We start from the raw sequence: 13,418 nt of genomic DNA, 5'->3' as shown, positions 1-13,418 counted from the left end.
AGGGCGGAGGCGGGGCATGCCCCGCCTCTTACACCACATCTCTGCACGCTACCCCGAGCGCGCATCGAAATAGGCGTTTTGGGCTGTTTGAGGGGTTAGTTCTATACCCCGTGGACAAAAAATGCCAAATATGAGTACTGTTGCCAAGATAGTCACATATATTTTATGTCAAATAGGCTCTCTAACGATATTTATTATCGATAGAGAGCCTATTTTATTGGACCTATGAGGAATTACATCATCTAATTTTTGAACAAATGTAGGCTTTCGACACCCATACGTAGCAAAATTGCTGTTACTAAATTGGTGACAGTACTCATATTTGGCATTTTTTGACCACAGGGGTTGCCAGCGCCGTGGTTTCGCCCTTTCTGCGCCGAAGCGATACACTGTTGCCGTTTGATTTCTTCGCTCAAGGAGGATGCGCATGCCGTGCACAACGATTTTGGTCGGTAAAAACGCAAGCTACGACGGGTCGACCCTGGTCGCGCGTAACGAGGACTCGTCCAACGGGGTGTTTGAGCCCAAGCGTATGCGCGTGGTGCATCCCGACGAGCAGCCGCGCGTCTACACGAGCGTCCTGAGTCACCTGACCGTTGAGTTGCCCGATAACCCCATGCGCTACACGAGCGTCCCCGATGTTGTCCCGGGCCACGGCATCTGGGCCGAGGCCGGTTTCAACGAGCTCAATGTGGGCATGTCCGCAACCGAGACGCTCACCACCAACGAGCGCGTTCGCGGCGCCGACCCGCTCGTCGACTACGTGCCCGCCAAGGGCAACGAGGGCGAGGACGGCTATGTTCCGGCGCAGCCCGGCGGTCTGGGCGAGGAGGACATGGTGACCCTGGTGCTGCCATATGCCAAATCCGCCCGCGACGGCGTACGCATTCTGGGTGACCTGCTCGAGCGCTATGGCACCTACGAGAACAACGGCATCGCCTTTAGCGACGTGGACGAGATCTGGTGGCTCGAGACCATCGGCGGTCACCACTGGATCGCCAAGCGCGTGCCCGATGACGCCTATGTGACCATGCCCAACCAGCTGGGTATCGACAGCTTTGACCTGGATGACGCCGAGGGCGCCCAGGCCGACCACATGTGCTCCGCCGACCTGCGCTCCTGGATGGCCGAGTGGCATCTGGACCTGACGCTGGGCGTTGAGGGCGACGGTCCGGCGACGGTCTTCAACCCGCGCGAGGCCTTTGGCTCGCACAGCGACAGCGACCATGTCTACAACACGCCGCGCGCCTGGTACATGCAGCGCTGCCTCAACCCCAGCGACGTGTGGGATGGCCCCGACGCCGACTATACGCCCGAGAGCGACGATATCCCCTGGAGCCGCGTGCCCGAGCGCAAGGTGACCATCGAGGACATCAAGTACGTGCTTTCGAGTCACTACCAGGGCACGGAGTACGACTGCTACGGCAGCAAGGGCACGCCCGCCACGCGCGGCGCCTATCGCCCCATCGGCATCAACCGCAACAGCCAGCTCGCCGTGTTGCAGCTGCGTCCCTATGCGCAGCCGGCCTATCGCGCCGTGCAGTGGATGGCCTTTGGTTCCAACTCGTTTAACGCGCTGGTTCCGCTGTACGCCAACGTCGAGACCATGCCCGAGTACTTTGCCGACACGCAGGCTCGCGTGACGTCCGAAAACTTCTACTGGGCCAACCGCCTGATCGGCGCGCTGGCCGACGTCCGCTTCCATGAGTGCGGCCGCGAAGTCGAGGATTATCAGGAGAAGGTCGGCGGCATGGGCCACAAGCAGATTCATGACGTCGACGCTGCCGTAGCCGTTCTGCCCGAGGCCGAGGTGCCTGCCGAGCTTGCACGCGCCAACGAGGAGTTTGCCGAGCTCGTGCGCGTGGAGACCGATGCCCTGTTGGGCAAGGTGCTCTACACCACGAGCTGCGCCATGAAGAACTCTTTCGCGATGAACGACAACGTGAGATAGGGATTTCCCGTCGATTGAATAGCGCTAAAACGCTTTGTCGCTTTCGCTCAATCTTGGGTACAAGAACGCCAATGCAGTTGTTTGTGATTGGAGACAACCATGGTTATGAAACTCGATCAGCTTGTTAACGGCGCCATTAACGTGGGCTTTGGCGCTGCCGCCGTTGCTGTCGAAGGCGGCAAGAAGGTTCTCGACGACCTTAATACCAAGGGCGAGCAGGTGCGCAAGGACGCAGGCGCTCCCGATATCGCCCGCAGTGTGTCCGACATGTTCGAGCAGGCCGGTGGTACCATCTCCGATCTGACCGAGCGTCTGGGTATGCAGGGCGAGACCGCGGCCCAGCGCGTGCTTGACGAACTCATTCTGGCTCGCGTCCGCGTCATGACCGCTCCCGAGCGCACGGCCTTCCTGGCCCATGTGCGCGACATCGTCGATTCGGTCGAGGACAACGTGACCTCGGTGCCCGTCGAGTCCGTTGAGCCCGACGATGCGAAGGATACCGAAGAGGCCGAGTAGCAGCGCAGATGGCAGATTCCACCACCGATTACAACAATCTAGATCCCTTGGGTGACGAGGCGGCGGTTGTCGATGAGGTCGATGCCGCCGTCTCGGGCGCTCGCAAGAAGCCGCGCGCTGTCGATATGGTGCCAGAGGAGCCCGACGCGATGGCGCCGGACGAGGAATACCAGCTCACGCCGGCGGGTCGCCGCGAGCGCATCGGGCAGATTGTTCGCCTGGTCAAAAAGTACCGCGTGTGGGACAACCTCACGCCGGTTCGTTTGCGCCGCCTGCTCGAGGAACTCGGCCCCATGTTCGTTAAGATGGGGCAGATTCTGGCTAGCCGGTCCGAGATTCTGCCGCAACGCTTTTGCGACGAGCTGCGTCGTCTGCGCTCCGACGTGGAGCCGGTGCCGTACGAGGTCGTACTCAGTTGTCTGGAAGAAGAGTACGGCCTGCGCCTGGGGGAGATGTTCGATGCGATCGACCCCAATCCGCTCGGTAGCGCATCGCTCGCGCAGGTGCACCGCGCTCGTCTGGTGACGGGCGAGGACGTGGCCGTCAAGGTGCAGCGCCCCGGTGCGCAGCAGGTCATGGCGCAGGACATCGATATCATCCGCTCGGTGGTGCGTATCGTTTCCAAGTTCGTCAACACCGATCAATTCGTTGACCTGCACGGCGTAGTCGAGGAGTTGTGGACCTCGTTTCGCGAGGAGACCAACTTTTTGGCCGAGGCCAAAAACCTCAACGACTTCTACGAGTTCCATAAGAGCGTTCATGGCGTGACGTGTCCTAAATCCTATCTGGACCTGTGCACCGAGCACGTGGTGGTTATGGACTACGTCGACGGCATTTCGATCGCCGATCCTGAACGCTTGGTGGCCGAGGGCTATGACTTGGAAAAGATCGGTGCCGCAATCGTCGAGGACTACTCGACGCAGGTGCTCGATGACGGCTTTTTCCATGCGGACCCGCATGCGGGAAACATCATTCTCAAGGACGGCATCGTTTACTTTATCGACTTGGGCATGGTCGGACGCATGTCGAGCCACGATCGCGGTATCGTCAAGGACATGATTTTCGCCGTGGCCGAGGGTGACGTGCCCAAGCTCAAGGATTCGCTCATGCGTTTTGCCGTGACGCGTGGCGACTCGGCCGAGCTCGATCATTCAGCGTTTTTGTCCGATTTGGACTTTATCGTGGCTGACTTTGCGGGCCTTGACCTGAAGGATCTGGATATCGGCGAGTTTTTGACCTCGCTGCTAAACCTGGCGCGCAAAAACGATGTTGAGCTGCCGAGCGTGGTAACGATGTTCGCGCGCGGCATGGTGACGCTCGAGGGTTTGCTGACCGAGTATATGCCCAACGTCAACATGATCCAGATCATCCAGACGCACATCAAAAACGAAAAAAGCACCTATGCGCGCGTGCGTGATATGGGACGCGATCTGGCCGCGAGCAGCTATCGCGCGGCAAAAGGCTCGCTCGAGGCGGCCGAGTATTTGGGCTTGGCTTCGCGTATGCTCACGCGCGGCCAGCTTAAGGTGAACACGCAGATCATGAGCAGCGATAAGGCGCTGCGACAGCTGGGCGGAATTATCGACCGCATGTCGATGGCTATCGTGATCGCCGGTCTGTTTATCGGTTCGTCGGTGGTGTACTACGCGCGCATCGAGCCGGTTGTCCTCGGCATTCCGGTCATCGGCTTCTTTGGCTACGTGAGCGCGCTGGTGCTGGCGCTTATGCTGGGCCGCAATATCTGGCTCAACAGTCACGGCGGCAAGCACTAGAGGCTGCGACCGTCACCACATTTTCCTATCGCAAACAATAGCTTTTACCTTGGGCTTCGCCTGCGTGCGAGGCCCTTTTGCGTGCTACCATATCGACGGTAATAATCGATGGTCTAGATGGTGGTGCGGAGACGCACGAATGCGCGGTTTTCCTGCGCGTTTGGGAGAATCGGGGTGCAAGTCCCCAGCTGTACCAGTAACCGTAATTCCTCTTGGCTCGGGATGTTCGCGTCGCAGATCGGACGGCGCGCCTGAGCCGTTAAGGTTAAGTCGGATCGCCTCCCATCTTGCATGCGGCTGCGGCGTATGCCGCCGGTGTGCATAGGGCTCTGGAGGGAAGGGGGACCCCGATGGGGGAACTCGAGCGCAACATGCGCGATGACGTGGGGCAGCCTCAAGGCAACGCTCCAAGTGCAGACAATGGGGGACAAATGGATATGTTTGAGGACGAGCGTGAGCGCACCTCGTTGCATCGCCGCGGCGCGATTGCACGCGGTGTAGCCAAGCGCGGCCTGGTGGCATTCCTGGCCTTCGCGATAGCCTTTGGCACCACACCAGCTCAGCTGTGGGCCGAGGGCGCCGAGGGCATTGCCGGGGCTGTGGCTCAGGCTGCGACACCGAGTGAGGGCACGGGGGCTGCGGACGGTGCTGCCGACGGTGTCGTTTCTGAAACCGGCTCTAACGCGAGCGATGCGTCGGTTAACGATGGCGCTTCGGCGAATGCCGCAGATAGCAACGGCGTAGCGTCGGACGATTCTGCCGCAGTCGAGGCTCCTACTGCTTCGCCGGATTCATCCGAACAGAACGTCAAAAGTGTTGTAGCCGCTTCCGATGAGGCTGAATCTCAGCCTACCGAAGCCGCAAGCCAAGAGGTCGCGGCCACGTGCTCCGTCGTCGGCACCGACGCCAAGGGCGCCCAGCAGACCTGGGCCGCCGCGCAGCAGATCGCTCTGAAGGAGGGCTCGACCGCGGCCGACCTCTCCGAGCAGCTCTTCAGGCAGGCCGGCCTCAAGGCCGACTACGACCCCAACGGCTCCTGGGGCTGGGCGCTCAACTCGATCACGTCGCCCTTCGACGCGGGCCGCACGCTCGCCTACGACCCGGCGACCGGCGCGCACTGGCAGCTGTTCGTCAACGGCAGCGTCTCCGCGGTCGGCGCCGGCGGCTACACGCTCAAGGACGGCGACTCCGTCGTCTGGTGCTACTCGAAGTACGGTGACCCCGCGCCCGCCAATCAGATTTCCGTTAGCTGCACCGTTGTCGGCCAGGACGCCTCGGGCGCTCAGCAGACATGGGCGCAGCCCACGACAGCTTTGGTGGAAGAGGGCACGACCGCTGCTGATCTTTCCGAGCAGGCTTTTAAAAAGGCCGGCATTGGCGCCAAAACGGGGAAAGGCACGTACGGCTGGTATCTCGAGTCGCTGACTTCACCGTTCAACAAGACCGTGACGCTTTCGAGCGAGAAAGTTAACGAAAACACTTGGAAATTCTGGCAGTTCTTCGTTAACGGTCAGGCGGCCAATGTCGGCGCGGGCAATTACACACTCAAGGCCGGGGACAAGGTTACCTGGGTCTATGGCTTTGATGGAACCATGCCCGGCCAGGTTTCCGTTTCAATGGAGATCATCGGTAAGAAGGATGAGAAGGCGCAGCGCTGGACCGATCCTTCGACGCAGGTGTTTGTCGAGGGCACGACGATCAAGGACGCTTCCGCTGCCTACTTCGATGCCATTGGCATTGAGTCCAAGATGTACGACCAATTTGGTTATTGGGGTGTTCATAGTCTTGTCTCCCCGCTTGATGGCACCGAGCTGTCGGGTGCATGGTCGTTCTTTGTCAACGGCGTTCCCGGGCCTCAGCTCGATAGCGATTACGTGCTCAAGTCGGGCGACAAAATCGTCTGGGCTTACGCCCCTGGCGACACCGTTCCTAATCCCGATGAAGTCGTAGTCGATCCGAGCGCTTCGCGCCCGACCGATTGGAAAGCCGACTGGAGTGGCAATTCCAATGCGGTGGTCAAGAACGTGTCCACGCCTACGGGCGCGCTGGCAAGCTCTTGGACGTTCGATTGGAGGGCCTACTCGGGTGCCACGTATCCCAATGCGAGTGAGCCTATTGTCGTGAACGGCAACGTTTACCTTGCCGTGAACAAGCGTTTGCTTAAGATCGACGCCGAGTCGGGCAAGGTGCTTGCCGAGTCGAACCTTCAGACTGCGATTGGCTACACCACGCGTCCGATTTATACGAAAGGCTTGGTCATCGTCCCGCTCGACGGCGGTGCGGTCCAGGCTCTGACGGCCGATACGCTGACGACGGTTTGGGTCACTGACTCTGTGAGCAAATCTGCCCAGTCAAATTCCCAGCTGACGGTCGATGGCAACTATCTCTACGTTGGCACCGTTGATGTCGACTATGGAACGAGTACGTACAATAACGGTCACCTGACGCGTATTAATATACTGACCGGCGCTGTTTCTTGGCAGCATGTTAATGCTGATGAGGGCTACTACTGGACGAGCGCTACAGTGGGCGACGGCTATATTCTGGTTCCGACGAGTGCGGGTACCGTTGAGATGCTTAGCAAGTCGACGGGTGATGTGCTCGGCAGCGTTTCGGTTGGTGCCATCGTCAACTCCGGCTGTGTACTGTCCAAAGACGGCAAGCATGCCTATGTGATCTCGCGTGACGGCAAGCTCCACGTGCTGGCACTGTCGGACGCAAACGCAAGGGCCTCTTCGCGCATTTCCGAAGAACGCGTCATCGATCTTGGTCTTACGGGTTGTGCCTGCATGCCCACGCTGTATGGCAATAAGCTAATTGTCGGTGGCGAGGTTTCTGGCGGTTCGGCGCTGGCGATTGTCGACCTTGATAATGACTTTGCTACGACGTTGGTTTCGTCTGCCGATGGCTCCGTGCTTCCTGCCGGTGGCATCAAGGGCGCACCGCTCGTGAGTGTCCAGGCGGATGACGCGTACGTTTATTTCACTGTCAACTATGGTGCGACTTCCGACTATGTGAGCTACACCTCGGGCGGTGGCGTGTATCGCTACAAGATGGGTGACGCGCAGGCGACCGGTGCGTTTAGCGCAGCGGGACACAACAATTACTGTGACTCGCCGATTGCCTGCGATGCCAAGGGTAACCTCTACTACATCAACGATTCCGGCACGCTTTTCAAGCTGAGTGGTGGCGTTAAGGTCTCGTTTGAGACTGGCGAGGGTTCTAAGGTCGACTTCCAGACTACGGCCGATGGCAAGCTGGTCAAGCCGGCCGATCCGACGCGCGATGGCTACACTTTCGGCGGTTGGTATACCGATGAGGCTTGCACGCAGGCGTATGACTTTAGCACGCCGGTGACGGCCGATCTGACGCTGTATGCCAAGTGGACCAAGAATGCTGTTAACCCTGGCGGCAATGGCGGCGCTGGTTCGAATGGCGGCGGCGGTTCTGGTACCGGTTTCGGCACTGGCACTGGCACTGGCGCTGGCGCGGGTTCTGGCTCCGGCTCGAAGGGCGGCGCTATTGCCCCGGGCCAGAAGCCGATGACCAAGACGACGGTGTCGACCAAGACCGAGACCAAGGAAAACAAGTCCGACAAGAAGGACTCCGATAAGTCCGATAAGAAGGACGAGGAGAAGTCTGACAAGAAGGACGGCAAGCCCGACAAGAAGTCCGATTCCAAGTCCGATACGGGTGCTGCTTCCACGACCATTGCTAAGAAGTCCTCTGGTGCTTCCGAGCAGGAGACTGGCACCAATCCGCTCGCCATCGTTGGCGTTGCCGCCGGCGTCATCGGTCTCGCCATCGTCGGCGTGTTCGTGTTCACCAAACGTCGGTAGGTGAGGGCTGTGTCCAATAAATCCAAGGACGCTGACTCCAAGCAACCAGATTCATCGTTCATTCAGTTCGACGATGCAAAGCAACAGGGCGCCGCTTCGGCGGCGTCCGCCCCTCGTCGCAAGGCGCTTCTTGGCGTTCTGACTGCCGCGTGCACCATTCTGATCGTCGTCTCGCTGGGTTTCGTCCATCCTTCCACAAGCGGTGCCTGGTCCATTGACTGGATCGTTCAGACCGTGACGGGGGAGAGCGTCGTCACCAAGGACACCAAGGGGTCTGACTCGACTACGACTTCGGGCGAGGCCAGTTCCAAGGATTCCAAGTCATCGAATGACGCAAAAGATGAGTCCAAGGACGATTCCGAGTCTTCAAACAAGGAATCGGATAAAAGCTCGGATAGCAAGAAGTCCGATGGTCGGGACGGCAAGAAGTCTGGAGATAAATCCGCTGCCCAGAATACGGGAGCCGGCGATACTTCCAATGTGTCTGGCGGTGCTTCTTCGGGCGGCGGTCAGTCGTCTGATGGAGCCTCCAGCTCTAATGGCGGAAGCGCTCCCTCGGGCGGTCAGGGCGGCTCGCAGGAGTCCAACTACGTAACGGTGACGGTTTCGGTCACATCGAGCGCCGTGGGCAATCCTGTGTCTTCTGGCGGCACCTTTACCTTTAACGAAGGCGCCACCGTTTACGATGCCCTGTGTGCGCTGGGCCTTTCCGTCAACGCACACGGCTCATCGTACGGCACGTATGTCTCCGCGATTGGTGGTTTGGCCGAGAAACAGTACGGCGGCACGAGCGGCTGGATGTACTCCGTCAACGGCACAACGCCCATGACGGCCTGCAGCAACTACGTTCTCTCCAACGGCGACAACGTGGTCTGGTATTACGTAACGGGCTAGAGACCTCGACATATCGCACCAAGCGGGCGGTTCGGACAAACATCCGGGCCGCCCGTTTTTCATGCGAATGGGATTGGGTCGCCGGGTCTCTCGGCAAACAAAAAACCGGTTGGAATGGGAATTCCAACCGGTTATACATTCAAGCAAATAGCGAATCGACTACGACTGCGCGCCCTCGAGGAAAAGGCGACGGCTAAAGTAGTTGTACCAGGTGACCAGGAACGTGGCGATGGCCTTCATGGCCTGGTAGCCGATGCTCAAAAATGTGACGCCCACAAACATGTACAGGTCGTTGAGGCCCAAACCAATCACCGACAGGATGGTGAAGATCGTGAACTCGCGCTTGCGGCTCATGCCCTCGCGATGGTCGAACACATACTTCATGCTGAGCCAGTAGTTGACCACGACGGACGTGATAAACGAGATCGTGGTGCTCATCAAAAAGTCGAGATGGAACAGCTCGACGAGCGCAATGAGCATGCCCCAGTCGATGCCAAAGGAGATAAGACCCACGACAGCGAACTTGAGGAATTGCTTAGTATGAGGTTGTGCCAGTGCCTTGCGCACGTAATCACATCCAATGCGTTGACGAATCGAGCAGAGGATACTTTAGAGCTTTTGCAAGGGAAACGTAAGGGCTTTGCCAAGAACTATACGAACTCGTCAAATTTGCAAGAGACAATCCGCAAACGTCGTAAATCCTTCCGTAAACGAGCAAGGCCCACGAACAACGCAGCGTTCGACGCGCGCCGTCCGTGGGCCCCGTAGTGCAAGGAGGAGGTCGAGCTACTTGGTCTCGTCGCCCTCCAGGAAGATCTTTCGGGTCACAAAGTTGTAGACCATAACAAGCGCGGTGGCGCAAATCTTGGCGATATTGGCCTCGAGCCCCAGGCCGGCGTTGAGCGCCAGCACGATACCGTCGTTGAGCGCCAGGCCGATCACGGACAGCACGACAAAGATAATGAACTCGCGGCGGCGGCTCATGCCCTCCTTGTGCGCAAACACGTACTTCATACTCGCGACGTAGTTAAAGATGAGCGAGACGATAAAGCCGCTGGTATTGGCAATCAGGATATTGAGGCCCAGACCGTAGTGGAGCAGATTCATGATGCCAAAGTCGATGACGGTGGCAACGACGCCGACGACGCCAAACTTCATGATCTGCGCAAGGAGCTTTTGCATGGTACCTGCCTTAGGGTGGCGCCGGAGCGCCGCGGGGATGACGAACTCAGCAAGTTTAGCCAATCCCCGCAGGCGGGGCTAGGCGCGCTCCTCGATAGCACCGTTTCTATATGCATCGAGCAGCTGGCGCAGGTCCTGGATTTGGCTGCGGATCTTGGCACCCGTATCGGTGTCGCTCACCATGCGGCGACGGTCGGCCTGGTCAAAACGATTGGTCTCGCTCTCGATGTCCACGTTGCGGGTAAGTGCCTCGGCAACCGTGGTAAAGGCTTGGTGCGACTTAAGGCGACATCCGCGCGAGCTGGAGATAAGCGTGTAGCCGGCGATGCCCGTCTTGGGATGGTAGGCGCGGCAGAAGCCGCCATCGATGACCAGCAGCTTGCCCTCGGCGCGGATGGGCTGCTCGCCCTTGGTGGTTTTAACGGGTGTGTGGCCGTTGATGATGTGGCCGGTCGGCGAACATGCCATGGGGGCAACGCCGAACTCGCGCATGATGTCGTCGCAGACCGAGGGCGACTTGGTTAGCGTAAAGTACGGGTCCATCGGTTCGACCCAGGTGCTCTTATCGGCGATATAGGCGCGCTCAAAGGTACGCACCAGGCGTCCGCTGGCGGGTGAGTTAAAGCCGATCCACAGGTACCACATCCAGTCGAGGGCATCGCGGTCGCCGACGCGCCAGGCTCGGCGGGCGATATGGTCGCAAAAATCGAGATAATCGCGGCCTGCGTGCCAGGTGCCCAGGCAGTTCATGCTGCTAAAGGTGCCATCCTCGTTGAGCGGCACGCAGCCATGGAACAGCAGATTGCCGTTGGTGACCTTGTACATCGAGCCGTGGGTGTAGAGGAAATCGATATGGCGATGCAGGTGATCGGCGGTGACAAACTCGGACACGAGCTTGTCGATGATGTGTTGCTCCTCGGGCGTGAGCATGTAGGGGTCCGTCGGGTCGACGGTGGGGAAGTCGTTGGTCGTGAGCGGCCACACGCTGCCGTCGGCAAGCGTGACTGTGCCGGCGTCGTGATCGATCTTGTCGAGCAGCAGGCGGTCGGTCATGTCGAACTCGGGGTGGCGCTGGATAATCTGGCCCTCGAGCTTAAAGAGCAGGACGTTGATGGCTTTAATCAGCGGGCTGATGGGCTCACCGGCGGTATAGGTGGCATCGGCAAAGGCGACAAGCTCGCGCAGCGAGATGCCGTAGTCGTTCTCAAGGATCTCGTAATTGTCGTAGCGCAGGTTGTTGCGCAGCACCGTTGCGATGCAGGCGGGCTCACCGGCCGCAGCGCCCATCCACAGCAGGTCGTGGTTGCCCCACTGGATGTCGAGTGAATGGTAGGTGAGCAGGCGGTCCATAATCTTGGCAGCGCCGCCGCCGCGGTCGAAGATGTCGCCCACCAGGTGCAGGTGGTCGACGGCCAGGCGCTTGATGAGCGAGGCGAGCGACTCGATAAAGTCGTCGGCGCTGGCGGTCTCCAGAATGGACTCCACGATGCGCTCGTGATAACGCACGCGATAGTTGTTCTCGTCCGGATGCGTGTGCAGCAGCTCGTCGATGATGTAGGCGTAATCGCGTGGGATGGCCTTACGCACCTTGGAGCGCGTATAGCGGCTCGAAAGCGAGCGGGCGACCATGATGAGCTGGTCAAGCATCGTCCTGTACCAGGTGGGCGAGTCTTCGCGCCGGCTGCGGACCAGGTCGATCTTCTCGCGCGGGTAGTAGATGAGCGTGCACAGCTCGCCCTTTTCGTCAAAGGAAAGCGTGTCGCCAAAAATCTCGTCGACATGTTCGCGCACGACGCCCGAGCAGTTGTTGAGGATGTGCATAAAGGCTTCGTACTCGCCATGCACGTCGCTCATAAAATGCTCGGTGCCTTTGGGCAGGTTGAGAATGGCCGAGAGATTGATAATCTCGGTAAACGCGGATTGCTCGGTGGGAAATTGTCTCGACAGCAGACGCAGATACTTGAAGTCTTGCGGATTGCGATCGAATGCGACCATGAAACACCTTCCGATGGAGCTGGTAAAACTGATAAACAGCGTCAAACGTTTATCAGTATGCGCCGCTTTTGTTTCGATTGGGGATGGGCGGCCGAATTGTTAGCCGAACGGTTTGGTAAATCGATTTAGTTGAGGTAGATATGGCGGTTGAGTGGAGACGACAGAGGGTGTTTTCTCAGATATTCATGCGTGGGGTCGGTGGAGACGATGGTGGTAAAGATGTTCGCTATTATTGCTTCGATTTGGTAAATAGTGGACATATGTACCGTATGTAGGCTCACTGTGCGATAATTTGCGCAGCAATGAGTAAGGAGCCTCATATGAGTGATTTTGTCCTGACCTGTGAATCCGCCGCCGATCGAACTCGGGAGTTCTTTGAATCGCGCAATATCCCTGTCGTGTGTTTTCATTACGAGATCGACGATGTTGTCTATGCGGACGATCTGTATCAGTCGATTACGCCGGACAAGTTTTTTGCCCGGATTGCCGCGGGCGCCATGCCCAAGACGTCTCAGGTGAGCGTGGGTGAGTACGAGGAGTTTTGGGAGCCGTTTGTTGCCGAGGGTAAAGACGTGCTGCACCTGACGTTGTCGTCGGGTATTTCGGGCACGTATGGATCGGCCTGCGTTGCGGCGCAGATGCTCGCGGATCGCTATCCCCAGGGCGGCAAGGTGCGCGTCATCGATTCGCTGGCGGCATCTTCGGGCTTTGGCCTGTTGCTGGAATATGCCGCCGACGTGCGTGATAGCGGGGCGTCACTCGACGAGACTGCTGTCTGGATCGAGGAGCATAAACTCAACCTGCACCACTGGTTCTTTTCGACCGATCTGTCGAGCTACCTGCGCGGCGGTCGCATTTCGGCCGCGAGCGCGATCATCGGCACGGCGCTTAAGATTTGCCCGCTTATGACGGTCGATTGCGACGGCAAGCTGTCGCCACGTGAGAAGATTCGCACTAAGAAGCGCGCGATTTCCGAGATGGCCAAGACCATGATGGCACACGTGCAGGACGGTGCGGATTATTCGGGTAAGTGCATCATGTCGCACTCGGCGTGCCGCGAGGATGCCGAGGCAGTTGCGGCGCTGATTGAGGAACAGGCCCCGCAGCTTAAAGGCAAGATTGAGATCAATGACATCGGTACTCTGATTGGCTCGCATACTGGACCCGGTACGGTGGCGCTCTTCTTTATGGGCGACAAGCGCGTGGATTAATTTGCCCCATCACGTCGCTGCGTGATTGCTCAAACGAAAACGGCCCGCCTCACGTTTG

Annotated in this window: 9 protein-coding genes; 6 read left to right on the top strand and 3 right to left on the bottom strand. The window is 58.8% G+C overall.

Translation table 11 applies throughout. From position 1 onward, the window contains the following. Positions 1-427 precede the first annotated feature (427 nt). The 5 genes from DW195_RS09460 (at position 428) to DW195_RS09440 (ending at position 8,972) form a co-directional block, all read left to right on the top strand. Positions 428-1,951: a C69 family dipeptidase gene (locus DW195_RS09460; RefSeq protein WP_118206542.1), complete on the top strand. Its 1,524-nt coding sequence runs from the start codon at positions 428-430 to the stop codon at positions 1,949-1,951. Between the two features lie 99 nt (positions 1,952-2,050). After that, positions 2,051-2,467 (top strand): hypothetical protein, encoded by a 417-nt coding sequence (locus tag DW195_RS09455; RefSeq protein WP_118206541.1) that lies wholly within the window; start codon positions 2,051-2,053, stop codon positions 2,465-2,467. A gap of 8 nt (positions 2,468-2,475) precedes the next feature. Continuing rightward, positions 2,476-4,239, top strand: a complete 1,764-nt coding sequence (locus DW195_RS09450) for an AarF/ABC1/UbiB kinase family protein (protein WP_118206540.1) — start codon at positions 2,476-2,478, stop codon at positions 4,237-4,239. 431 nt (positions 4,240-4,670) lie between these two features. Then, a complete protein-coding gene (locus DW195_RS09445; protein WP_158563864.1) occupies positions 4,671-8,078 on the top strand; it encodes a DUF4430 domain-containing protein in 3,408 nt (1,135 codons plus the stop codon). A gap of 9 nt (positions 8,079-8,087) precedes the next feature. Then, positions 8,088-8,972 carry a DUF4430 domain-containing protein gene (locus DW195_RS09440; RefSeq protein ID WP_233540855.1) on the top strand — a complete coding sequence of 295 codons (885 nt, stop codon included), beginning with the start codon at positions 8,088-8,090 and terminating at the stop codon, positions 8,970-8,972. A 159-nt stretch (positions 8,973-9,131) separates the two neighbouring features. Here the strand turns inward: DW195_RS09440 and DW195_RS09435 are convergent, their stop codons facing one another. The 3 genes from DW195_RS09435 to DW195_RS09425 form a co-directional block, all read right to left on the bottom strand. Further along, positions 9,132-9,539, bottom strand: coding sequence for a GtrA family protein (locus DW195_RS09435; RefSeq protein WP_118206538.1), 408 nt, complete (start codon positions 9,537-9,539; stop codon positions 9,132-9,134). 219 nt (positions 9,540-9,758) lie between these two features. Then, positions 9,759-10,154 carry a GtrA family protein gene (locus DW195_RS09430; protein WP_117583990.1) on the bottom strand — a complete coding sequence of 132 codons (396 nt, stop codon included), beginning with the start codon at positions 10,152-10,154 and terminating at the stop codon, positions 9,759-9,761. Positions 10,155-10,232: 78 nt separating this feature from the next. Next, the gene (locus tag DW195_RS09425) at positions 10,233-12,149 is read right to left on the bottom strand and encodes a fructose-1,6-bisphosphatase (protein WP_118206537.1); all 1,917 of its coding nucleotides are present in this window, start codon (positions 12,147-12,149) and stop codon (positions 10,233-10,235) included. Between the two features lie 320 nt (positions 12,150-12,469). On the opposite strand from DW195_RS09425, the gene DW195_RS09420 reads away from it, so the two are divergent. Further along, complete coding sequence (locus DW195_RS09420) at positions 12,470-13,360, top strand: DegV family protein (protein WP_118206536.1); 891 nt, start codon at positions 12,470-12,472, stop codon at positions 13,358-13,360. Positions 13,361-13,418: the final 58 nt, after the last annotated feature.

Origin of the sequence: Collinsella sp. AM17-1, from assembly GCF_003470665.1 — a bacterium.
Taxonomy (GTDB): domain Bacteria; phylum Actinomycetota; class Coriobacteriia; order Coriobacteriales; family Coriobacteriaceae; genus Collinsella.
This window is presented reverse-complemented; position numbering and strand designations above follow the sequence as displayed.